At 72.8% G+C, this 22,994-nt stretch carries 16 protein-coding genes; 13 read left to right on the top strand and 3 right to left on the bottom strand.

Annotated features, from left to right (window positions below; genetic code table 11):
• Window positions 1–148 precede the first annotated feature (148 nt).
• The 6 genes from ACZ4Z2_RS22315 to ACZ4Z2_RS22290 all read left to right on the top strand — a co-directional run bounded on the left by ACZ4Z2_RS22315 (window position 149) and on the right by ACZ4Z2_RS22290 (window position 8,935).
• Window positions 149–3,466 carry an amino acid adenylation domain-containing protein gene (locus ACZ4Z2_RS22315; RefSeq protein WP_468078386.1) on the top strand — a complete coding sequence of 1,106 codons (3,318 nt, stop codon included), beginning with the start codon at window positions 149–151 and terminating at the stop codon, window positions 3,464–3,466.
• Window positions 3,463–4,683, top strand: coding sequence for a cytochrome P450 (locus tag ACZ4Z2_RS22310; protein ID WP_468078385.1), 1,221 nt, complete (start codon window positions 3,463–3,465; stop codon window positions 4,681–4,683). Before ACZ4Z2_RS22315 ends, ACZ4Z2_RS22310 begins: the two co-directional genes overlap by 4 nt.
• A gap of 88 nt (window positions 4,684–4,771) precedes the next feature.
• On the top strand, window positions 4,772–6,052 hold the full coding sequence (locus tag ACZ4Z2_RS22305; protein ID WP_468078384.1) for an ATP-grasp domain-containing protein: 1,281 nt from the start codon (window positions 4,772–4,774) through the stop codon (window positions 6,050–6,052).
• Entirely contained in the window at window positions 6,052–6,468 is a 417-nt protein-coding gene (locus ACZ4Z2_RS22300) for a RidA family protein (RefSeq protein ID WP_468078383.1), read from the top strand. Before ACZ4Z2_RS22305 ends, ACZ4Z2_RS22300 begins: the two co-directional genes overlap by 1 nt.
• A gap of 89 nt (window positions 6,469–6,557) precedes the next feature.
• A complete protein-coding gene (locus ACZ4Z2_RS22295; RefSeq protein WP_468078382.1) occupies window positions 6,558–7,583 on the top strand; it encodes an alpha/beta hydrolase in 1,026 nt (341 codons plus the stop codon).
• Window positions 7,580–8,935, top strand: coding sequence for an ATP-grasp domain-containing protein (locus tag ACZ4Z2_RS22290; protein ID WP_468078381.1), 1,356 nt, complete (start codon window positions 7,580–7,582; stop codon window positions 8,933–8,935). The genes ACZ4Z2_RS22295 and ACZ4Z2_RS22290 overlap by 4 nt, the downstream gene beginning before the upstream one ends.
• Window positions 8,936–9,139: 204 nt before the next feature.
• On the opposite strand, the gene ACZ4Z2_RS22285 is transcribed toward ACZ4Z2_RS22290, so the two are convergent.
• Complete coding sequence (locus tag ACZ4Z2_RS22285) at window positions 9,140–10,375, bottom strand: helix-turn-helix domain-containing protein (RefSeq protein ID WP_468078380.1); 1,236 nt, start codon at window positions 10,373–10,375, stop codon at window positions 9,140–9,142.
• Between the two features lie 1,262 nt (window positions 10,376–11,637).
• Between ACZ4Z2_RS22285 and ACZ4Z2_RS22280 the strand changes: the two genes are divergently transcribed.
• Window positions 11,638–12,447, top strand: a complete 810-nt coding sequence (locus ACZ4Z2_RS22280) for a phytanoyl-CoA dioxygenase family protein (protein ID WP_468078379.1) — start codon at window positions 11,638–11,640, stop codon at window positions 12,445–12,447.
• Between the two features lie 32 nt (window positions 12,448–12,479).
• Window positions 12,480–13,547 carry a polysaccharide deacetylase family protein gene (locus tag ACZ4Z2_RS22275; RefSeq protein ID WP_468078378.1) on the top strand — a complete coding sequence of 356 codons (1,068 nt, stop codon included), beginning with the start codon at window positions 12,480–12,482 and terminating at the stop codon, window positions 13,545–13,547.
• Between the two features lie 103 nt (window positions 13,548–13,650).
• Here ACZ4Z2_RS22275 and ACZ4Z2_RS22270 read toward each other — a convergent pair whose 3' ends face one another.
• Window positions 13,651–14,919: an MFS transporter gene (locus ACZ4Z2_RS22270; RefSeq protein ID WP_468078377.1), complete on the bottom strand. Its 1,269-nt coding sequence runs from the start codon at window positions 14,917–14,919 to the stop codon at window positions 13,651–13,653.
• Window positions 14,920–15,012: 93 nt separating this feature from the next.
• Here ACZ4Z2_RS22270 and ACZ4Z2_RS22265 point away from each other — a divergent pair, with 93 nt between their 5' ends.
• Both ACZ4Z2_RS22265 and ACZ4Z2_RS22260 read left to right on the top strand, forming a co-directional pair.
• Window positions 15,013–16,206 (top strand): glycosyltransferase, encoded by a 1,194-nt coding sequence (locus ACZ4Z2_RS22265; protein WP_468078376.1) that lies wholly within the window; start codon window positions 15,013–15,015, stop codon window positions 16,204–16,206.
• Window positions 16,207–16,282: 76 nt separating this feature from the next.
• Window positions 16,283–17,536 carry a D-arabinono-1,4-lactone oxidase gene (locus tag ACZ4Z2_RS22260; RefSeq protein WP_468078375.1) on the top strand — a complete coding sequence of 418 codons (1,254 nt, stop codon included), beginning with the start codon at window positions 16,283–16,285 and terminating at the stop codon, window positions 17,534–17,536.
• A 76-nt stretch (window positions 17,537–17,612) separates the two neighbouring features.
• Here ACZ4Z2_RS22260 and ACZ4Z2_RS22255 read toward each other — a convergent pair whose 3' ends face one another.
• A complete protein-coding gene (locus tag ACZ4Z2_RS22255) occupies window positions 17,613–18,614 on the bottom strand; it encodes an aldo/keto reductase (protein WP_468078374.1) in 1,002 nt (333 codons plus the stop codon).
• Between the two features lie 132 nt (window positions 18,615–18,746).
• Here ACZ4Z2_RS22255 and ACZ4Z2_RS22250 point away from each other — a divergent pair, with 132 nt between their 5' ends.
• Genes ACZ4Z2_RS22250 through tap form a run of 3 tightly spaced genes read left to right on the top strand, consistent with a single transcriptional unit; the run spans window position 18,747 to window position 22,993 of the window.
• Window positions 18,747–19,538 (top strand): SDR family NAD(P)-dependent oxidoreductase, encoded by a 792-nt coding sequence (locus tag ACZ4Z2_RS22250; RefSeq protein ID WP_468078373.1) that lies wholly within the window; start codon window positions 18,747–18,749, stop codon window positions 19,536–19,538.
• 32 nt (window positions 19,539–19,570) lie between these two features.
• Window positions 19,571–20,617 (top strand): UDP-glucose 4-epimerase GalE, encoded by a 1,047-nt coding sequence (galE, locus tag ACZ4Z2_RS22245; RefSeq protein ID WP_468078372.1) that lies wholly within the window; start codon window positions 19,571–19,573, stop codon window positions 20,615–20,617.
• Between the two features lie 36 nt (window positions 20,618–20,653).
• Complete coding sequence (tap, locus tag ACZ4Z2_RS22240) at window positions 20,654–22,993, top strand: telomere-associated protein Tap (protein ID WP_468078371.1); 2,340 nt, start codon at window positions 20,654–20,656, stop codon at window positions 22,991–22,993.
• Window position 22,994 lies beyond the last annotated feature (1 nt).

Here is a 22,994-nt window from a genome sequence, read left to right as displayed (position 1 = left end):
CAGGTTGCCAGCAAAGACAAGCCCGTGGCAATATCTTGTCAACTCTGGCAATCACTTGACCTTGTGTCGGTGGGCGGCGCCCTCGCGCCACGTCCCTACGCGAGGGAGTGCGAGTGCCGTGGGAGCAGCCGAGGGGAGTGGGACCGCTTTGCAACCGAACGCCGAGTGGAGCGCGGGGCGCCCGAGCACCGCGCCCGACGAGGGTCTGCACGAGACGTTCGCCCGCCTCGCCCGGGCCCGCCCGGAAGCGCCGGCCCTCATCGAGGGCGAACACACCGTCACCTACGGGGAGTTGGACCGCGTCGCCGACACATGGGCCGCGCGGCTCGCCGACGCCGGGGCGGGCCCCGGCGATCTGGTGCCGGTCCTGCTGCCGCGCGGCCGGCATCTCGTCGCCGCCCTGCTCGCCGTCCTCAAGACGGGAGCGGCCTACGCCCTGCTCGACCCCACCTGGCCCGAACAGCGCCTGGCCGGCATCCGCGGCCAACTGAACCCACCACTGGCCGTCACCGCCCCCGGCGCCGAACTCCCGCTCGGTGAACCGCCGCTGCGCCTGTGGACACCGCCGCCCTGGCCGCCGTGCGCCGAGGCCGCGCCCCCCGGATTCCGGCCCGTGTCCGTCCGGGGGACCGACCCGGCCTGCGTCTTCTTCACCTCGGGCACCACCGGCCGCCCCAAGGGCGTACTCACCCCGCACCGGGCCACGGCACGGCTCTTCCCGCCGGACGGCTTCGCCGCCTTCACCACCGACACGGTGATGCCCCTGGCCGCGGCCGTCTCCTGGGACGCGTTCTCCCTGGAGCTCTGGTCCGTCCTGCTGAACGGCGGCACCTCACTCGTCACCGAGGAGCCCTACCTGACACCCACCGCGCTGCGCGCCGGCGTGGCCCGCCACGGGACGGACACCGTCTGGCTGACCAGCAGCCTCTTCAACATGATCGTGGACGAGGACCCGGACGCCTTCCGGGGCCTGCGCCAGGTGCTCATCGGCGGCGAACGGCTCTCCGTCTCCCACGTCCACCGCTTCCTGCGCCGGCACCCCGACGTCGCCCTGATCAACGGCTACGGGCCCGTCGAGTCCACCGTCTTCACCACCACCCACCGCGTCACGGAGGCCGACTGCGACCTGCCCGGCGGCATCCCCCTCGGCCGACCGGTCCCCGGCACCCGGGTGTACGTGCTGGACCTGGACGGAACCCGCCCGTGCGCCGTGGGGGAGACCGGCGAACTGTGCGTCGCCGGCGACGGACTGGCGCTCCGCTACCTCGGCGCCCCCTCCCTGACCGAGGAGAAGTTCCGGACGCTGCCCCTCGGCCCGCACGGCGAAGGGGTACGTGTCTACCGCACGGGCGACCTCGTCGAGTGGGCCGGGGACGGGCTGCTGCACTACCGGGGCCGCGCCGACCGCCAGGTCAAGATCCGGGGGCACCGCGTCGAACCCGCCGAGGTCGAGCGGCAGGTGGAACAGCTGCTGCCCTCCGTACGCTCCTGCCGCGTCCTGGCCCGCCCCGACGGCTCCGGCACGAGCCTCGAACTGGTCGCGTTCTGCACGCCGACCCGGCCGGGCGACCCCCTGACGGACGCCCTCCCCTCGCTCCACGCCGCGCTGGTCCCCTACCAGCGCCCCGCCCGGCTCGTCAGCGTCCCCGGCTTCCCCACCACCGACCGGGGCAAGCTCGACGAACACGCCCTCCTGGCCCTGGCGGAGCCCCCGGATGCCGAGCCGACCCCGCCCTCCTCGCCCTCCCCGGCCGACGTGACGGCGGCGGACCCCGTCGTCCAGGCGGTGGCCGAGACCTTCGCCGCCGTTCTCGGCCGTGACTCCGTACCGCTCGACGTGCCCTTCACCGACCTTGGCGGCGCGTCCCTCGACGCGGGCCGGGTGTGCGCCCGGCTGGCCACCCGGTTCGGCCGCCCCGTACCGGTGGCGCAGTTCTACCGCCGTCCGACCGTCACGGCCCTCGCGGACTGGCTGCGGGCCACGGCGGACGCACAGGGCCGCGAGCCCACCGGGACTCGGCCCGCCCCGGACGGCACCACACCGCTCACCCCCATGCAGATCGTCTATCTGACCCGCCGACTCCTCGCCCCCGACGACCTGACCTCGCACTGCCTGCTCGCCTGGACCATCGAGGGCGAACCGGACCGGGAGGCCCTGCGCGCGGCCGTCGCCGACGTCCACCGACGGCACGAGGCCCTGCGCGCCGCCTACGTCGCGGACCCCAGCCCCTCGGCCGTACTCGTCGACATCCCGCCCCCCGACCTGGAAGAGCTGCCCGACCGACCCACCGTCGACGCCGCCGTCCGCTCCCTGCGCGCCGAACTCACCGACGCACTCGACCTGCCCGCCGGAGAGGTCTGGCGCACCGCGCTCGTCCGCGTCCCGGAGGCGGACACCACGGTGCTCGGCATCGTGGTCCACCACATCGCCTTCGACGGCTGGTCCGAGTCGGTCCTGGCCCGCGACCTCGGCAACGCGTACGCCGCGGCCCGCCGACCCGCCCCGGACACGCCGTCCCAGGCACCGCCGCCCCCCTCCCTCCACGACCAGCACCTCGAACGCACCCTGCACCGAACCCTGACCGACGACCACACCGGCACCGGCGAGGGAACCGGCACCGGCGCCGACGGAGCCACCGGGACCGAGTCCGCCGCACCTCGCGACCGTCTCGTGGCCGAGCTGACCGGCGTACCGGAGCTGCGCTGGCCGCCCGAGGCGCCCACATGGGACCCCGCCGGTCAGGAGCCGAGCCCTGAACCGGGGTCCGGCCCCGCGCGGGTGGAGGCATGGGCGAGCCCCTCGGCCCTTGGCACGGTCGACCGGCTGGCCGCCGACTGCGGCGTCACCCGCTTCGTCGCGCTGCTCGCGCTGTGGGCGCGAAGCGTCGCCGAGGTGACCGGGCAGCACGACTTCGCCGTCGGCGTCCCCGTCGCACAGCGCGACGGGGCGGGGCTGGAGGACGTCGTGGGGTGCCACATGACCACCCTGTGCCTGCGGTTGCGCGGCACCGCCCTCGACGGCGACACCGCGACGGCCCTGAGGGCGACCGGCGCCGTCACCGCGCGGGCCTTCGCCGCTCAGGACGTGCCCTTCGGCGATGTCCTCACCCTCGTCGACCCGCCCCGCACCGGCCGCCCTCCCCTCTACCAGGTCCTGTTCGCCCTGCAGGACAACCCGGCCCCGGAGCTCGACCTCCCCGGCCTGCGCACCACGTTCCTGCGCCAGCCTTACCCCGAGCTGCCCCTCGAACTCCACACCGAGTGCTGGCCCGACGGCGAGGGCGGCCTCCGTGTGGAGACGGCGTTCCGCCCGGAGGCCGTACCCCCCGCCGTGGCCCACTTGATCGCCGAACGCTTCGCGGAGCGCCTGGACCAGCTGGCGCGCCACGCCCCCCTGAACCCGTCGGACCCCAGCCGCCCCCGTCCGGCCCCGGGCCGGCCCCTCACCCGAAGGTCACCGTCATGACGGCCACCATCACCGCGCCCACCCCCCTCCTCGACCACATCGCCGACCCCGAGCTGCATGTCAGCGGCGACCCGCACGCGCTGTGGCGGTGGATGCGCGAGTTCTCCCCGGTGCACCGGCACGAGGCGGGGGAGCTGCCCGCCTTCTGGTCGCTGACCAAGTACGAGGACATCCGGGCCGTCTACCGCGACCCGGCCACCTTCAGCTCGGCCCGGGGCGTCCTGCTGCGCCCCGCCCGCCTCGGCGACGACCCCGGCGGCGGCCTCACCCTCGCCCTGTCCGACCCGCCGCGCCACAAGGAGCTGCGCTCCCTGATGGCGGACTGGTTCAGCACCCGTGCGGTGCGCGGCCTGGAGGAGACGATCCGCGTCACCGCCCGCAAGGTCGTCGCCCAAGGGCTCGAGCAGGGCACCGTCGACTTCGTCGACCTCGCCGGACGGCTCTCCCTCTCCGTCATCTCCGGTGTCATCGGCATCCCCGAGGAGGACCACGCCGACATCCACCGCTGGACCGACGAGGCGTTCGCCGCCCACACCTCCCTCGCCGCGCACCCCCAACTCATGGAGTACTTCATGGAGTTGGTGTACGCGCGGATGGCCGAGCCGACCGACGACCTGGTGAGTTCCCTGGTCAACGGAACCGTGCACGGCGAGCTGCTGTCCGAGCACGAGATCCTGCTCAACTGCGAGAACCTCATCGGCGCCACGGAGAACGGACGGCTCGCCCTGATCGGCGGCATGCTCGCCTTCCTCCAGCACCCCGCCCAGTGGCAGCGGCTGCGCGAGGACCGCGGCCTGCTGCCCGGTGCCGTCGAGGAGATCGTGCGCTGGACCTCCAGCGCCACGCACAGCATGCGCACCGCCACCCGGCCGGTCACCGTGCGGGGGCGGCACATCGAGGCGGGCGACCGGGTCGTGCTGTGGCTGCCCTCCGCCAACCGCGACGAGGACGTCTTCGACGACCCCTACCGCTTCGACATCGCCCGCCGGCCCAACCGGCACATCGCCCTCGCCTCCGGCGAGCACTTCTGCATCGGCAGCACACTCGCCCGCGCCGAGATGCGCGCCCTGTTCACCGAACTGCTCGACTCGACCGACGCGATCGAGCAGGCCGGCCCCGTGACCCGGGTGCGGTCGAACGCCGTCAACGGCCCCGCCGCCCTGCCCGTCCGCCTCACCCCGAAGAGCCGCGCCACCACCGGCCCCGGCCCGCGCTGAAGCACACCTCACCAGGAACTCACGAGCGCGACGGCCGCCGCCGCGCTCGGGGAAGCACCGGGACGTACCGCGAAACACCAGGAGACACATGCGACACGGTGACATGGAAGCCCCTGCCACGACGCGGGGGCGCCGGGCCCTGCTGATCGGCTGGCGCCCCGACGCCATCAGGGCCCTGCGACGCCTCGGGGCCGAGGTGACCTGCGTACTCGCCACCGGCGACGACACAGACGAACGGGCCCTGCTGCTCGACGACGCGCACACGGTGCCCGTACGGGACCCGTCGAGCACCGAGGAGACCCTGGCGGGCCTCGAACGGTTCGACCTGTCCGTCCGTGACTTCGACGTCGTGTGCAGCCAGTTCGAGTTCACCCTCGTCAACGCCGCGGTCGTGGGCGGCCGTCGCAGCGGGACGACACCGCAGGACGCCCTGGCCCTGCGCGACAAGGACCTGCAGAAGCGCCGCATCCGCGCGGCGGGCATCCCCGTCGCGGACTCCCGCCCCGTCGTCCACGCCCGCGAGCTGCGCGACTTCCCCCACCCGCGGGGTGTGCTCAAACCCCTCGCGAACTCCGCCACCCGGGGCGTCCACGCCTGGCACACCGAGGACGAACGCCTCGCCCTCGCCGAGCGGTTGGAGGAGTCGGGCAGCCTCGGGCCGTGGCTCGCCGAGGAATGGGTCGACGGCGCGGAACTGCATGTCGACGGCGTGGTCCGCGGCGGCCAGGTGGTGTTCACCTCGGTCGGCCGCTACGCGCAGAACGTGCTGGCCATCAGGGACGGCGGCATCGTTGCCTCCGTCATGGAGCACCCCGCCCACCGGTCCGACCTCTACGAGCGGGCGCACGCGGTGGCCGAGCAGGCCATGAAGGCGCTCGGACACCACGACGGCGTGTTCCACATGGAGGTGTTCGAACAGGGCGACCGGCTCGTCTTCGGCGAGTGCGGCGGCCGGATCCCCGGCGGCACGTTCGACGAGATGATCCGCCTCCAGCACGGCGTGGACCTCCACGAGGAGTGGGCGAGGGCCGTCCTCGGCCTGGCGCCGGCGGCGACCCCGGCACCCGCCGAGCAGTGGTACGGCGATGTCTTCCTGGCCGCCGACGCGGGCACCCTGCGGTCCTTCCCCGGCGCGGCGGAGGTCGCCGCACGCGCGGGCGTCCGCCACGTGGACCTCACCGCCCGCCCCGGGGACACGCTGATCAGCGGCAGGGAGGCGTCCTGCGCGTTCGTCGGCACGGCCGTCGTCGCCGGCCGGGACCCCGAGGAGACCGGGCGGCGGCTGCGGGACCTCGCGCACTGGTTCGCGGCGAACACCGAGGTGACACCGGGGCGGGGAGAACCGCCCACGACACAGGGAGCGTTCTGATGACGACCCGTACACTCACGCACATCTCCGCCCCGGCGGGCGTCGCTCCCAGCGACGGCTACACCCATGTGGTGACCGGGCCGGGCCGGGTCGCCGCCGTCGCCGGCCAGATGCCGTTCGACGAGAAGGGCGAGTTCGTCGGCACGGGCGACCCGGCCGCGCAGACCCGGCAGATCTTCCGCAACATGCGCGGCTGCCTGGCCGCCGCGGGCCTCACCTTCGACGACGTCATCAAGCTCACCTACTACGTGACCGACATCGCGCATGTGCCCGCCGTCCTCGCGGTGCGGGACGAGTTCATCGACACCGAACGCCCCCCGGCCAGCACCGTGGTCCAGGTCGTGGCGCTCTACCGCCCCGACCTGCTGCTGGAGGTCGACGCGTTGGCCCTGGTCCCCGACGACCCCACCGCCTGAACCCCACGGGCCCGGCCCGGCCCGGTCCCGGCGCCCACCCGCGCGCCCCGACCCCGTCCACCGGCCCCCCGCACACTCCTGGGAGCACCATGACCACCCTCTCTCCACAGCACGGCGCCCTCGCCGGTCCCGGTGAACCACCGCCCTTCGACCGGGAGTTGGCGACCCCGCTGACCACGATCCTCGACGCCCTTCCGATGCCGCTGACGGCGGACCTCGTCGCGGACCGGCGCCGAAGGTCGGCAACGGGCCGGCTGACCGACGACGAGATCCGCCGCGACGGGCGGTTCACCATCGAGGAACGCACCGTCCCCGGACCGCCCGGCGCCCCGGATGTGCCCCTGCTGATCTGCCGCCCCACCGCCACGACCGCTCCGTACCCGGCGATCTACCACACCCACGGCGGCGGCATGGTCGCCGGCAGCCACCGCAGCACCGAACTGGCCGGCGAACTCGACCGCGCCCAGGAACTCGGCATGGCCGTGGTCGCGGTCGACTACCGGCTCGCCCCCGAACACCCCGACCCCGCCCCGGTGGAGGACTGCTACGCCGGCCTCACCTGGCTGGCGGCCCACGCCCCCGACCTCGGCATCGACCCCGAGCGGATCGTCGTGAGCGGCAACAGCGCGGGCGGCGCCCTCGCCGCGGGGCTCTCCCTCCTCGCCCGCGACCGCCGAGGGCCGCGTCCGCGGGGCCAGTTGCTGCAGTTCCCCATGCTGGACGACCGGTGCGAGACGTTCTCCCACGCCCAGATGGAACGCGTGGGCCTCTGGGACGGTGCCTCCAACCGCTTCGGCTGGACGGCACTGCTCGGCGAGCGGCGCGGCACACCGGAGGTGTCCTGCTACGCGGCCCCGGCGCGGGCCGCCGACCTGTCAGGACTGCCGCCCGCGTTCATCGAGGTCGGCTCGGTGGAGGCCCTCCGCGACGAGGGCATCGCCTACGCCACCCGCCTCTGGCGGGCCGGTGGCCGGGCCGAACTGCACGTGTGGGAGGGCGCGTTCCACAGCTTCGACGAGTGGGTGCCGCACGCCGAGATCTCACGCGCCGCCCACCGCGCACGGGTGTCGTGGCTGCGCCGTACGCTGGCGACGCGGGACGAGGACCCCGCATGAACGCCAGGAACCACCGCACCACGGAGCCCGCCGTCCCCACCACCCGCCCGACTCCCGCACCCCCGACCCTGCTGCTGGTCGGCGGCGCCAACCCGCTTTCCTCCAGCATCGACATCGTCACGCGCGCCATCGAGGAGGCCCGGGTCCGCGGCTTCCGCGTCCACCTCGTCCACCGGGCGGCGGCACTCGCCCGGACGGCAGAGGTGAACGACCTGGCCGACGCCGTCTCCGCCGTCGAACCGGACGACCCCGAGGCGTGCGAGCGCTGGGTTGGCGAACGCCTCGCCGCGGGCGAACGGTTCGACCTTGTGCTCGGCCTCCGCGACGAGGTGCAGGAATCGGTGGCCCGCTGCGCGGCGTACGTCGGAGCGCCGGGCAACGGCGTGGACGCGGTGCGGCGCGTCCGCAACAAGGACGCCTGCCGGGCCGCGCTGGCCGCCGCCGGTTTCCGCCAGCCGGCGGTCCGGCTGTGTGGGTCGCGAGGAGAGGCCTCGGCGTTCCTGCGGGAGTCGCGGGGCCCCTGGGTGGTCAAGCCCCGGGACGGCATGGCCAGCATCGGCGTACGCAAGGTGCGCGACGCGACCGAGCTGCCGGCGGCCATCGCGGAACTCCCCGACCCGGAGGTGTTCCTGGTGGAGGAGTTCGTCGAGGGCCCCGAGTACAGCGTGGAGGGAGTGCTCCTGTCCACCGGCCCGAAGGTCCTCGCGGTGACGGCGAAGGAGACGCTCCCGCCGCCGCACTTCGTCGAGATCGCCCATGTCCTTCCGGCCGGGCTCCCGGAGGCCACCCGCGCGGAGATCGACCGCGAGGTGACGGCGGCGCTGACCGCGCTCGACCTGCGCTTCGGGGTGTTCCACGTCGAACTGTGGCTCACGGAGACGGGCGTGGTCCTGGGCGAGGTCCATGTCCGCCCCGGCGGCGACTGGTTGCACCGCCTGCTCCTGCACGCCATCCCCGGCCTGGAACTCTTCGGCCTCCTCTACGACGACCATCTCGGCCGCCCCGCGCGGACAGCCTCGTCCCTGGCGCCCACCCGGGGTGCCGCGGTGCGTTTCCTGGTGCCCCCGCCGGGCCGGCTCGCCGGCGTGGACGGATGGGAGGAGGTCGAGGCCCATCCGTCCGTCCTCGACGCGGGGCTGACCGCGGCTCCCGGTGACACGATCCGCCCGGTGCGCCAGTCGGGCGACCGTGCGGGCTTCATCGTGGTGGGCGAACGGACGCCGGCCCGGGCCCAGGCCCTCGCGGCGACCCTGGCCGAGTCCCTCCGCTTCCGCACGGCCGAACCAGGACCGCCCGCCCCGGACCTTCCACGGACCACCGCCCGGACGCCCGCCCTGCCCACCGCCCCCTGACCCTCGGGCGTCCACATCCCCGCTCGCCTGCGACGGCCACGGCCCGCCGGACCACCCGGCGGGCCGTAACGGCGTACGCACCGGCGACACGACGAACCCCGGCCTCCCCGCGCCGGGGAAGGCGGCGCGGGGAGGCCGGGGGAGTGGAGGCCCGGGGAGTGACGCGGGAAGGGCGCCGGCGCGGGCGCGGACCGAAGTCGCGGCTCAGGACGCCGTGTTGTTGCGCGACCTGCTGGCGTCCTCCAGTGACTCGGCGAGGATGCGCCAGATCTCGGCGGCCAGGTCGATGTTGGACTGCTGACGGGCCTGCTCGCCCAGCTCCTTGAGCCGGTGGATACCCTCCTCCTCGCGGCCCTCCAGAAGCATCAGGCGGGCGTCGAGGATGTGCAGGCGGACCTGGTCCCGGTAGGTGAGGCGCAGCTCGTGGCGGTGCAGTTGGTCGTGCAGCGAGCGCGCGTCGGCGTACCGGCCCTCCTCGAAGGCCAGATGGGTCTGCAGGGTGAGCAGTTCCTGGCGCAGCACCGGTGTGCCCACCAGGGCGAGGGCGCTGGCCGCCTCGTCGAGGCAGGCGCGGCCGCGTTCGGTCTGCGGGGGTGTGCTCTGCAGGTGCAGGGAGGCCGCGGCCAGCCGCAGGCGCGCCCACAGCGTCAGGTCGACGCTGCTGTCCAGTTCCTTCATGGCGCGTTCGAGGTAGTTCCGCGCGACCTCGTGGTCGCCCTGGCGGAACCGTACGGTGGCGGCCGACCACAGTGCCTCGGCGGCCAACGGATCGGACCGCCCTTCCACGAGCTGGACCAACTCGTCGACATGGGCCCGGGCGTCGGGCAGCCGACCGGCCTCCGCCTCCACCGAGACCAGGGTGAGCAGCGCGCCACCGGTGTCGGTGACGGACAGTCCGGCGCCCTTGGCGAGCTGGTAGGCGTTGACGGCGATGCCGAGCGCTCGCGTCACCTCACCCGTCGAGCGGAGTGAACGGGCGAGCTGGGAGCCGGCCCTGCACTGCAGCTCGGGCAGGGCGAGTTCGTCGGCGACCCGGACGAGCTCCTCCAGGCAAGCCTGCTCCTCGTCCCGTCGGCCGCGACGCTGCCAGTAGCGGGAGATCAGCCAGAGAGCCTGCCAGCGCAGGAAGGGCGCCTCCTCACGGACCTGGCCGAGCACGGCGATGAGGTTGCCGATGCCCTCGTCGCCGTCCGTGGACGTGGCGATGGACAGGGCCTGCGCCAGCGAACCACCGCTCGGCGGTGTGTCGAAGGCGGAGCGATCGACCCCCAGAACCTGGGCGAGGTAGGTCACCACCCGTTCCGTGGGCTGTCGTGCGCCCGACTCCAGGCGTGACAGATACCCGGTGGAGATTTCCGCGCCCGCGAGTGCGGCCTGCGAGAGACCACGCTCCACTCGCAGCTCTTTGAGACGTCGCCCGAAGGTCGGCTGTTCCAGCATATGAATCTCACTATCACTTTGCGTGCGGTGACAGGTATGCGGCTCCACCTCCCCCGCGACTCTCGGCGAGCAGCCAAAGCACTGATTTACCAGGGAGTCTAGTGCCATCCGGATCGACCCGGCAAGCAACTTGCCCGGCCGCTTGCCAATGCAATCGGAGGCTCCCCTTCGGTTTCTGGCACAAATTTGTCAATCGCTGGCAACTTGTTGCCAAGTGCTGTGCGGGCCCGTTAGGTTGGGCATCGCTTCGGGTTCCGTGGAGCCGCGAAGTCCGCACTCACCTGTGTTTCCGCAAGAGGAGCCGTTATGCACAAGCGTTTCCGCACCGTGTCCGTCGCTGCCCTCTCGTTGATCACTCTGGGGACACTGTCCTCTGTCTCATCGGGGGACATCGACTGGCCGAAGAAGGCGAGCGCTGTCACCCATGCCGCCGGTAGTGACGGCGACATTGACTGGCCCAAGGAGGAGAGCGCTTTCCCGTCTGCCTCGGCTGGCAATGACGGCATTGACTGGCCGTAACCACGGCCGGGCCACCCCTGCCGGGTCACCCGGTACGCAGGGTGAACGCCCGTCGGCCACGGCTCGTGGATGCCGACCGTCCGTATGACAACGATGCCGCCCCTTCAGCGGGAGGACCGCCCACCGGGGCCCGCGCCACACCCTCGACCGAGTGGCCGCGTGTCCTGTCCGGGCCGACCCCGCAGGCGCCTCATGACACAGGTCAGGCAAGCTTGTGCCTCCCGACCCGCTGTGTCACCGTGCCGGAGCGTCGAGCACACCTCCCGTCGGGCACCTGAGCGCCCGTCGGACACCTGAGCGGCCGTCAAGCCGCCGGCCCTGACGCCCTGTGCCGCGCCCGCACCCGTACCCGTATCCGTATCCGCACCCGACGCGCCGTGTCGCACGCGCGCCGCCCCGAGACACCGCACGGACGGGCCTGTTGAGCCCGGCGCTCCGACGTGCCGCGCTCCACCGAGCGTGTGCGCAGGCCACGCCCCTCGGCGAGCGCCTCGCCGGGCGCCGCCCCCGACGACGCGTCAGTCACGACGACGCGTCAGCCACGACGACGCCCGGTCCCTCCCGAGTGCCTCGTCCCGTCCGCCGGCCCGCGTCGGCGGACTCGGCGTGCCCGGCGCGTGAGCGGCACCCAGGCCCGCCGCCCGGACGCCACGGCACCGGCCGCGGCCGGGACCGAAGCCAACCCCCCATACGAACAAGACGCACATCGCCATCCATCACATCTGGAACTGGAGAGCGTTTTCATGACTCCGCATCTCACCCTCCCCCACGAACGGACATCGCTGCTCGGTGACGAGCAGATCGACTCGTTCCGGCGACTCGGCTATGTGATCCTGCCGGGCTTCCTGCCCGACGACCTCGCCGCCCGGCTGCGGAACGAGGCCGACCACTGGGTCGACTCGGGACTGCGGGAGAAGTCGATCGCCTCCTGCGTCGACCCCGCGACCCACGGTCTGCCGCCCGTCATGGAGCTGGAACTCGCGGCCCACGGCGAACTCCTCACGCACGCGCCGCTGCTGGACGTCCTCACCCAGCTGATGGGCCCGGACTTCGTCTTCCACCACCTGCACAGCGACCGGCAGAAGCCCGACCTGCCGGGCAAGAACTGGCACCACGACTACGAACAGCGGCCGCAGACCGACCGCGTCCACACCATGATCCACACGCTGCACTACCTGGACGGTCTCGACGACGACACCTCCTCCCTGGTCGTGCTGCCGGGTTCGCACCTGGAGGTCGCCGAGAAGAACGCCCGCGCCCATCTGGGCACCGCGGAACTGCCGGGCGAGGTCGTCATCGACCACCTGCCGCCCGGCTCCACCGTCGTCGTGCACTCCGCGCTGTTCCACGCCCGCCGCGCCCTGCCGGGCGGCCAGCGCGGCAAGGACCGCTACTTCGTCGACGCCTCCTACTGCCAGGTGGGCACCGTCTGGCCGCCGGTGAAGCCGTACTGGCGGCACATGCTGCGGCGCGCCCGGGCCCTCGGCCTCGACCGGGGCCGGCCCGAACTCTTCGCGGAGCGCCACTTCACGGAGTACGTCAGGTCCGCGTGAACGCCCGCCGTCCCGAACGGAGGAGGAACCCCATGCTGTACGCGGGAATCGCCTGGGACGCGGGCGGTTACGAGATCGAGGTGGTCGACGAGTCCGGCTCGGCGGCCGCGCCCCGGGCGCGGTTCGGCGCGGACCGGATCACGGACATGGCCGGGCACCTGCGCGGCTTCGGCCTGGAGCGGCTGGTCACCGTGGTGGAGAGCACCAACGGCATACTCGACGGCCGGCTCATGGCCGCCGGCCTCACGGTGTTCCGTGCCGACCCCCACCTCCTGCCGGCCCGACCGGAGTTCGGGTCGGTCCCGGCCGCCGAGATCGCCCGGGCGGCCGCCGCCGCCCCCTCCGCCCTGACCCGTCTGATACGCACCCGCGGCACCCAGACGGGCCGCGAGCCGGAGTTGGAGGCGTGGATCGCGGGCACGGCGTCCGAGGTGGCGCGGCTGACCGCCGACGGCCGACTGGTGAGCCACGGCGGGCGCGACCGCGCCGAGATCGCGCTCACCTTCGACGACGGGCCGCAGCCGGGCAACACCGAACGCGTCCTGGACGTCCTCGAACGCTACGGTGTGCCGGCGACGTTCTTCTGCGTCGGCATGAACGCCCGCGCCCACCCCGACATCCTGACCCGGATGCGGGAGCAGGGGCACGGGTTCGGCAACCACACCTGGTCGCACCCGTTCCTGCCGGAGCTGACGCGGTCCCAGCTCGGCGAGCAGATCGAACGCACCCAGGAGGCCATCGCCGAGGCGTCCGGCGGGCCCGCTCCGGCCCTGTTCCGGCCGCCTTACGGGTCGCGCACCCCGGAAGTGCTCGGCTGGCTCGCCGAGTCCGGACTGACGACCACCCTGTGGGACGTGGTGCCGGACGACTGGTCGATGCCCGGCACCGACACGGTCGCCCAGATCGTCCTCGACCAGGCGCGGCCCGGCTCCGTCGTCCTGCTGCACGACGGCGGCGGCGACCGCTCCCAGACGGTCGACGCGCTGCCCGCCATGATCGAGGGCCTGCTCGAACGCGGCTACCGGTTCACCCTCGTCGACGAGATGAGGGCGCGTGCCGAAGAGCAGGCACCGGTGGCGACCACGGCACCGGTGGCGTGAGACGACACCCGGGCCCGGCGGGGTGACACGCCGCCGGGCCCACGCCCAAGGGGCGGTACGGTTCTCGGCCGTACCGCCCCTTCCTGTCGGGGTCGTGCGGAGGTCACACCTTCCTCAGCCCCGCCGCGAGCGTCACGACCAGCAGGACGAGCAGCCCCGCGAGGGTCGTCCGCAGACCGATGGCCCCCGCGAACCAGCCGACGAGGACCGGGCCGATCAGCAGACCGCTGTAGGTCATGGTGTTGACCTTCGCCAGGGCGTGCGCCGCGCTCCCCGCGTCCAGGTCGTCGCCCCCGTGGCCGACGGAGCTGAAGATGACCGGCACGAGCACCGAGAGACCCAGACCGAACAGCGCGAAGCCCACGACGGCCGGCACCGGGTTCGGCGCGAGCACGACGACCGTGAGGCCGACGACGGCGATGCAGCCGCCCCGATAGACCAGGGCCCGCGCTCCGTACCGTGCGTGCAGGCGGTCGCCGACGAGCCGGCCCCCGGCCTCGCAGGCGCTGTACGCGATATAGGCGAGGGAGGCGGTGGCGAGGGTGGCGCCGAGCTTCTCGTGGAGGTAGATGCCGCCCCAGTTGCCGACGACACCGCTGCACACCAGGACGACGGTGCCCGTCAGCCCGAGCAGCAGCAGACGGGTGGACCACCCGGACAGCACGCCGACGCGGGTCCCCGTACCGGTCTCGTGCTTCTTCGCCTGGCCCGCCGGGGCCTTCCCCACGCGGTCGGCCCGGGCCGGGAGCAGATACCTGCCGCCCACGAGGGCAAGCGCGACCATGGCCGCGCCCACGGCGGCGTAATGGGCGGTGAGCGTGAAGCCCGCCTTGATGGCGGCGCCGCCGAGCAGGGAGCCCACGGCGGAGCCGATGCTCCAGGCCGCGTGGCAGCTGTTCATGATGTGCCGTCCGGTCTCCTTCTCCACGGCGATGGCGTGGGCGTTCATGGAGACGTCGATCAGTCCGTCGGCCGCACCGAACACCGCCAGGACGAGCACGAACCCGATGACGGAGTGTGTCGCGGACGGCGGGACGAAGGCGACGAGCGAGAGCGGCAGGGCAAGGGCGGCCACGCGTACGACCGGCGCGCTCCCGAACCGCGCGACCAGCGGACCCGTCGCCTGCATGGCCACCAGTCCGGTGAGGATGGGCACGATCAGCAACATGCCCAGCGCGCCCTCGGAGAGTCCGAACCCCGTCTTCCACAAGGGGATCTGCACGAAGTAGCTCGCGAAGACGAACCCCGTCAGGAAGAAGGGCGCCATCGATGCCCACCGCAGCCGGCGCGCGCCCGGCGCGTCGCGCACCGTCCCGCCCTGATCGGCTTTCGCCGTGTCCTCCTCGATCATGCGCTTCTCCGTCTCTGCCATGACTTCCCATCTCGTCAGCCGACTCCGACATGTTTGCCAGACCATTCAGGCACAGTGTTGCCAAGTTAGGCAACATTGGTTCAGACTCTGCGTATGGATGATTTGAAGTTCAGTGTCGTGATCCCCTACAAGCAGCGGCTGGACAACATCCGCCTCGTTCTGTCGGCGCTGGCCGAGCAGACGATGGACCACCGAGACTTCGAGGTCCTCATCGGCGCGATGGAGTACTCACCCGAATTCGTCTCCGTATGCAGCGAGTTCACCGACCGGCTCACCATCGTCTCGACCCTCTCCGCGGACGACTGGAACCTCTGCAAGGCCCGGAACCTGGCGATGCGCCATGCCCGCGGCCAGGTGACGCTCATCCTGGACGCGGACATGGTTCTGCCCACCCGCTTCCTCGACAACCTCTACGAGCGGCACTACGCGCACGGACAGAACGTGTGCGTCGTCGGACAGATGATCGGCTACGACGACATGGTCGAGACGGACATGGAGCACGTCGAACTCGCCCCCTTCAGCCACTACCGGCAGGTCCTCGCCGACCTGGAGGCGCAGGACCACGTCGTCATGGACGACCGCTGGAACCCGGACAACACCGTCGCCTTCAACCGTTTCCCCTGGGTCTACGCCCGCAGTGGTCTCGTCGCCGCCCCCACCTCCACCATCCAGCAGCACGGGATCACCTGGGACGAGGGCTTCCAGGGCTGGGGACCGGAGGACCAGGAGTGGGCCCTGCGCGTGGCCCTGACCGGAACCCCGATCGTCCTCGGCCAGGAGGTGTACGGACTCCATCTGCCGCATGTGCGCAGCGTCAAGGACAACGGCCGCACCGCGCAGCGCAACAACCGCTACTACCTGGCCAAGTGGCCGCGTCTGGAACTGGAACTCGCCCTGGCCTTCGGCTGGGAGGAGACCGCCCGGGTCCTGCCCGACGTACGGCGCGAACTGGAGGCCGTGGCCGAGGCGTTCGGTCCGCGCCAGGTCCTGGGCACCTTGCGCGGCACGGCGAACGGCCGGAGCCTCGTGGTCGTCGGCGCGGCGGTGGACCCCACGACACGGACCGCCGCATCGGACGTCGCCGCCCTGTTCGACGCCCACGCGGAGCTGACCGTGCTGCCGCTCGCCGGTTTCGCCCTGCCCCACCCCGACGGGGACGTCGACGAGTGCCACGTCCTGCCCCCGGTGGCACGGCTGAGCGCCCGCTACCGCGACGCCGTCCTGCGCGAGGCCGAGCGCGTTGCCGTCAAGGTGTCCTCCCAGGTGGACCAGGGTCCCGCCGCGTAGGCGAGACGGAACGAGGCCGGGGGCGGCCCCACCGGCGTGCTGCCCGGTGTCACGACGACTGCTGATCGGAGTACTCATGACGCTCGACACGGCCCTCAACTGGGCCGGGAACCTCACGTTCGGGGCCGCGCGCTGGCACCGCCCGCGCAGCGTCGACGAACTGCGCCGGACCGTGGCGAACTGCGCACGCATACGGGCCGTCGGCAGCGGCCACTCCTTCAGTGCCGTCGCGGACACCCGAGGCGACCTGGTCCGCCTGGACGCCCTCCCGTCCACCATCGAGATCGACCCCGACGCCTCGACCGTCACCGTCTCCGCCGGCCTGCGCTACGCGGACGTCATCTTCGCCCTGGAGCGCGCCGGGTACGCCCTCCCCAACCTGGCCTCGCTGCCGCACATCTCCATCGCCGGCAGCGTCGCCACCGGCACCCACGGCTCCGGCGACACCCAGCGCTGCCTCGCCTCCTCCGTCCGGGCGCTCCAGCTGGTCGGCTCCGAGGGCGATCTGGTCGAGCTGAGCCGGGACGCCGACCCCGACCTGTTCCCGGGCGCGGTGGTCGCGCTCGGGGCGCTCGGCATCGTCACCCGGCTCACCCTCGACATCGAGCCGAGCTACACGATGGCGCAGCGCGTCCGGGTCGACGTCCCGCTCGACGAGGTCGCCGCGCGCTTCGACGCCGTGTCCGGCGCGGCCCACAGCGTCAGCGTCTTCACCGACTGGGGCGGCGACGAGGCACAGGTGTGGCTCAAGCGCCGACTGGACCGCCCCGACAGCGGCTGGAGCGGCGGCCGCCCCGCCGACCGGCCGTTGAACCCGGTACCCGGTATGCCCCCGGAGTTCAGCACCGAGCAACTCGACGTACCGGGCCCCTGGTGCGAACGCCTGCCGCACTTCCGGCCCGAACTGACCCCCGGCGCGGGGGAGGAGCTCCAGTCCGAGTACTACCTGCCGCGCGCCGCCGCCCCCGCCGCGATCACGGCGCTGCGGGGCCTCGGGGAACGCCTCGCGCCGGCCCTGCACATCGCGGAGGTGCGCACGGTCCTCGCCGACGACCTCTGGCTGAGCCCCGCCCACGGCAGGGACTCCGTCACCTTCCACTTCACCTGGGTGCAGGACCTGGCCCGCGTCGAACCCCTCATCGCCGAGGTCGAGGACGCCCTGATGCCGCTCGGCGCCCGACCGCACTGGGGCAAACTGACCGCCCTCACCCCGAAGGACATCGCCGCGCTCTACGAACAGATCGGCGCCTTCGCCCAAATGACCCGGAAGTACGACCCGTCCGGCACGTTCCGCAACGACTTCACGGACGAACTCCTCGACACCGTCTGAGTCCCACCGGCCGAAGTCCCGACACGGGAGTGGCCCGCGGGGAACACCCCGCGGGCCGCTTCTGCGAACTCCGCCGTCACCAGCGGTCGTGCACCAGGTCCCGGATCCGGCGGTCGTAGAGCTCCTCGACCGCCTTCAGGGTCGCCTCGGGCAGAGCGGGCAGCCGGGCGGCCTCGGAGTTGGCACGGGCCTGCTCCGGCGTACGCGCCCCGGGGATCACCGAGGTCACTCCCGGCTGCTGCACCACCCAGCGCAGCGCGGCCTGCGCCGGCGTCGCCCCCTCGGGCACCAGCGCCGCGAATTCCGCCGCCGCCTCGACCCCCACCTCGTAGTCCACGCCGGAGAACGTCTCACCCACGTCGAACGACTCACCGCGGCGGTTGTACGTGCGGTGGTCGTCCGCGCCGAACACCGTGTCCCGGCGGTATCGGCCGGACAGCAGCCCCGAGGCGAGCGGTACACGGGCGATGATGCCCACCCCGGCCTCCCTCGCCGCCGGCAGCACCCGCTCCAGCGGCTTGCGCCGGAAGGCGTTGAGGATGATCTGGACGCTGGCCACATGCGGCCGGGCGATCGCCGTGAGTGCCTCTTCGCACGTCTCCACGCTCACCCCGTACGCCGCCACACGCTTCTCCTCGACGAGGGTGTCGAGGGCGTCGTACACCGCCTCCGAGGAGAAGACGGGTGTGGGCGGGCAGTGCAGCTGGACCAGATCGAGGGTGTCCACACCGAGGTTGGCTCGCGAACGGTCCGTCCAGGCGCGGAAGTTGTCCAGGGTGAACTCGGCCGGGTCCTGCCGGGCGCGCCGCCCCATCTTCGTCGCCACGAGGATGCCGGCGGCCCGGTCGGGGCCGAGCTGCCCGAGGAAGGAGCCGATGAGCCGTTCACTGCGCCCGTCCCCGTACACGTCCGCCGTGTCGAGGAGCGTCACCCCCGAGTCCACGGCGGCGGCGAGCACGGCCAGGGCCTCGTCCTCGTCCACCTCGCCCCAGTCCGCGCCCAGTTGCCAGGTGCCGAGTCCCACCACCGAGACACTGCGACCGAGCCTGCTCATCGCCCGCTGTTCCATGAGAACCACCTTGTGAAAGCCACTGTCGGGGAAAACCATTGCCATCAGTCTGGCAATCGACTTGCCAATACTCAATAAGTGCAGTCAACTTATTGCCAAGCAGTGCCCGTGGATGGCAACCCTGGACAGGAGGCGGCGTCGATGCACATCACCGGAACGACGGTTCTGCTCACGGGCGCGACGGGAGGCATCGGCCGCGCCCTCGCGCACCGGCTCGCCCGGGCGAACGCCGCGCTCGTGGTGACCGGGCGTCAGGCCGGTCCGCTGGAGAGCCTCGCGGCGGAGCTGGGCGCCCGCCCCGTCGTCGCGGACCTCTCCGACCCCGACGACGTGGCCCGCCTCGCCGACCAGTGCCAGGACGTCGACGTCCTCGTGGCCAACGCGGCTCTGCCGGCGAGCGGGGACCTCCTCGACTACACCCCCGCCCAGATCGAACGCGCCCTCACCGTCAACCTCATCGCCCCCGTCCTGCTGTCCCGGTACCTCGCCCCCGGCATGGTCGCCCGCGGGCACGGCCACCTCGCCTTCATCGGCTCCATGTCGGGCAAGGCCGCCACCCCTTACTCGTCCCTCTACACGGCGTCCAAGTTCGGCCTGCGCGGCTTCGCGCACAGCCTCCGCATCGACCTCCACGGCACCGGCGTCGGCGTCTCCCTCGTCCAGCCCGGCTTCGTGCGCGAGGCGGGCATGTTCGCCGCCACCGGTGCCGAGGTGCCCAGCGGCGTACGCACCGTCTCGCCCGAGGACGTCGCCGAGGGCGTCGTGCGCGCCATGGAGGAGGACCGGGCCGAACTCAACGTCGCCCCGCTCGACCTACGGCTGCGCTGCGCCCTCGCGGTCCAGTTCCCCGACCTCGCGGCCCGCTCCCACCGCCGCGCCGGCGACAACCCGGCGGTCCGGCAGGTGATCGAGGCCCAGCGCGCCTCCCGCTGACACACCGGCCCACCCCGGAAGGAACAGCACGCATGACCTGGCTGATCACCGGTGGCGCCGGTTACATCGGCGCCCACGTGGTGCGCGCGATGCTCGACGCGGGCGAGGAGGCCGTCGTCTACGACGACCTGTCCACGGGGATCGCCGAACGGGTGCCGGAGGGTGTCCCGCTGGAGGTCGGCTCGACCCTCGACGGTGGGCTGCTGGCGCGGGTGATCCGCGACCACGGTGTCACCGGTGTGGTCCACCTCGCGGCGAAGAAGCAGGTGGCCGAGTCTCTCGAACGGCCCCTGCACTACTACCGGGAGAACGTCGAGGGTCTGCGGGTGCTGCTCTCCGCCGTCACGGACGCCGGTGTCGCGTCGTTCGTGTTCTCCTCCTCGGCGGCCGTGTACGGGATGCCGGACGTGGACCTGGTCACGGAGGACACGCCGTGCGTGCCGATGAGCCCTTACGGCGGGACGAAGCTGGCCGGGGAGTGGCTGGTACGGGCCACGGGCCGGGCGACGGGCCTGTCGACGGCGTCCCTGCGCTACTTCAACGTCGCCGGGGCGGCGGCGCCCCACCTGGCCGACACCGGCGTGTTCAACCTCGTCCCCATGGTGTTCGAGAAGCTCACCGAGGCGTGCGCGCCGCGGATCTTCGGCGCCGACTACCCCACCCCCGACGGCACCTGCGTACGCGACTACATCCACGTCGTCGACCTGGCCGAGGCCCATGTCGCCGCCGCCCGGCGGCTGCGCGAGACGCCCGGCACCGACCTCACCCTCAACATCGGCCGCGGCGAGGGCGTCTCGGTACGGGAGATGATCGACCGCATCACCGCCCACACCGGCCACACTCTGTCGCCCGTCGTCGTGGACCGCCGTCCCGGCGACCCCGCCCGGGTCGTCGCCTCGGCGGACCGCATCGCCGCCGAGCTGGGCTGGAAGGCCCGTCACGGAGTCGACGACATGATCGCCTCCGCGTGGGAGGGCTGGCAGCACCACCACCCGACGGCCCCACGGCCCGAAGGCCGGGATACGGCACAGCCCCCGGACACGGCCTCACCCGATGTGCGATCCATGCGCGATCCATGAGGTGCCGGCGATAGGGTGGGCGCCGGAGGTGAGCTTGTGCCCACGGAGAACGAGCTGTTCAGCGCTGTGGACGCGCTGCTGGAACAGGTCGCCCAGGACGTCCTGCCGCCGCCCGCCGAGCGACGGCGGCTGCGCAGGGCCGCCGGGCTCAGCCAGGAACAGATCGCGACGGCCCTGGGCACCCGCCGGGAAGCCGTGGGCAACTGGGAGTCGGGCCGGACCGAGCCCCGGCCCCCGCAGCGCGCCGCCTACGCCCGCCTGCTCGAAACCCTCGCCGCACGCTTCCCCGCGCCCGACCCGGACGACACGGCATCGGACACGCCCCACCCGGACGACACGGCACCGCACGCGCCCGCCGCCGACGACACGGCACCGCAACAGGCCGCCCCCGAGACGCCCCCCGACCCGGAACCGGTCCCGCACACGCCCCCACCGCCCGCCTCCGCCCGGCCTCAGTCCACGGAGCCTCCGTCGGCCCCGGCGCCCCCGAGCCCCTCCTCCCGGTCGACGGTGACGGCGCCCGCGCCCCGCGCCGCGGCACGTGCCACGGGGCAGCGGTCGGCGCCTCGTGGCGCCCGGCCGTCGGCGCCGCGCGGCCCCGCGGCCAAGAAGGCGACGAAGACCGGCGCCCCGCAGCCGCCCGCCGTCGATCCCCGCTTCGAGAACGGCCCGCTGGCCGTCGTCGACTGCGAGGACGGCCGGACGCAGGCGTACTGCGTCGGCGGTCTCGTCCTGGACGTCCCCGCGAAGTCCCTGCCCGCACTGGTCGAATGGACACTGACCGAGGCGAGACTCGGCCAGGCCCGGCTGCACCGCAACGGCAGGGACGCCGACCCCCTCCTCGTCCTCACCCCCGCCGCGCTGGAGCGGTACGGCCTGCCCGCCGCCCTGTCGGAGGAGGAGCGTCGGGCCGGCCGGCTCAAGGACAGCCACAAGGCGGTCAAGCAACTCGTCCGCGCCGAATGGCGCCTCACCCAACGCGGCTTCGGCCCGTGGGCGCGCATCTACCGGCCGGCGGACGGGGCCAGGCGCCACTGCGTACAACTGTGCATCCCCGCCTGGCACGCCCTGGACGCCCGGGAATGGGACAGGAAGGACGCCCCGCTCCTGCCGGACATGCACCCCGCCGACCTCGCCCGCTACCTCGGCACGTACGCGGAGCGCGTCATGACGCCGCGGGGCACCACGGCGGTCACCGGCCTGGAGCTGATGACGGCACTGCGCCCGCCGACCCGCGCCGAGCGCGACGAGACGACCGGCGAGTGGCACAAGGCGTTCAACGCGGACGCCCTCACCCACGTGTACGACGTGGTGCCGTGCGAGGTCCCCGACGAGCACCCGGTCCTCAAGGGCGTCCACGCCCGCCACCACCTGCGGACACCGGCCGAGATGCTGATGGAGGAGCCGTACGACTGGTGCAGGCCGCTGACCGACGACGAGTGCATGCGGCCGTACCTCGTCGCCATCGACGTCAACATGGCGTTCGCGGCGGCCGCCAACGGCCTCACCGTCGGCCTCGACGGGCCCACCCACCTGACCGGCAACCCCAGGTTCGATCCGTCGCTGCCCGGCTCATGGCTGGTCGACCTCTCCCACGTCGACCTCTCCCGCGTCCGGATCGACGGCCGCACCGTCGACGCCGAGCGGCTTCCCTCACCGTTCACCCCGAAGGGCGACCGCCCGACCGGCCCCGCCTGGTACGCGACGCCGACCGTGGCGTACGCGGTGGAACTCGGCTTCGACGTGGCACCCGTCGAGGCGTACGTCCGCCACCGCACCGGCCGTTACCTCGACCCCTGGTACAAGCGGCTGCGTGACGCGTACGTGACGACGATGGCCGACCTCGGTGTCACCACCGCGATGGGCGGCCGGGAGTTCCTGGAGGCGATGGCCGCCGCACGGGACGTCGACCCGACGATGGCGCTGCTGGTGAACGCGATCAAGTCCACCGCGAAGGGCGGGATCGGCAAACTGCGCCAGCGCAGCCGGGGGCAGGTGCCGTTCTACGAGCCGTGGCCCGCGCTCGCCCGGGAGACCTGGCGCCCCGACATCCGGGCCGCCGTCCTCGCCAACGTCCGGATCGGCATCCACCGCAAGCTGATGAAGACCGCGGCGGCGGCCGGCCTCTACCCCGTGGCGATCGGCACCGACGCCGTCGTCTACCCCTCCACCGGTCCCGGTCCGCTCGACTTCCTGCCGTGCACGCCCGACGGCAGGCCCGTCCCCGGCACGTTCCGGCTGGGGATCTCACCGGGCATGGTCAAACACCAGGGCACCCGGACCGTGCTGTGGGCGGAGGCGCTGTTCGAGGAACACGGCGGGGTGTTCAACGTCGCCAACCTCATCAAGAACGACACCGCCGAGGAAGGGGAGTAGG

The organism is Streptomyces sp. NPDC030183 (assembly GCF_055573455.1).
The sequence above is the reverse complement of the archived record's forward strand: the minus strand, read 5'-3'. Positions and strand labels throughout refer to the sequence as shown.